Source organism: Pseudomonas psychrophila (assembly GCF_001043005.1).
GTDB lineage: Bacteria > Pseudomonadota > Gammaproteobacteria > Pseudomonadales > Pseudomonadaceae > Aquipseudomonas > Aquipseudomonas psychrophila.
Genome location: NZ_JYKZ01000072.1, coordinates 1 through 646, shown reverse-complemented (window position 1 = coordinate 646; position 646 = coordinate 1). Strand labels below are relative to the sequence as shown.

Genomic DNA, 646 nt, shown 5'->3' with positions numbered 1-646 from the left:
GCGCCCTCGGCCGATGGCCTCGGTTATTGCCGCACCCCGGCCATCTATAGCGCCGAACAGATCACTGCCTGGAAAGCCGTAACCGATGCCGTGCATGCCGAAGGCGGCCTGATCGTGCTGCAACTGATGCACGTGGGTCGGGCATCGAGTGTCTTTAACAAGCCGGCAGGTGCGGCAACGGTCGCCCCGTCAGCCTTGCGCGCGCGCACCCAACTGTTTACCGATGCCGCCGGCATGGTCGACACCGATGAGCCGCAGGCCCTGTCGCTGGACGACATTGCGCAGGTGATCGAAGAGTATCGCCAAGCGGCGTTGAATGCCCGCGAGGCAGGATTCGACGGCGTGGAGTTGCACTGCACCAGCGGCTATTTGCCCATGCAGTTCATGGCCTCGGGCAGCAACCTGCGCACTGACCGTTATGGCGGCAGTGTCGAGAACCGCGTGCGCTTCCCGGTGGAGGTTCTCAGCGCCATGGCGCAGGCCATTGGCGCCGGTCGGGTCGGGATGCGCCTGTGCCCGGGCAACCCGTTCAACGACATTCAGGATGACGATCCGCTGGCAACGGCCGAGGCCTTGTGCAAGGCGGCCGAGCCGCTGGATCTGGCCTATGTGCACATCATGCGTTCGCCGCTGGCCGAGCTCGATG

At 65.0% G+C, this 646-nt stretch carries 1 protein-coding gene; it reads left to right on the top strand.

The window, feature by feature from the left end; translation table 11 throughout:
• The coding region (locus tag TU76_RS24120; protein WP_048352670.1) for an oxidoreductase at window positions 1-646 on the top strand (646 nt) is incomplete at both ends.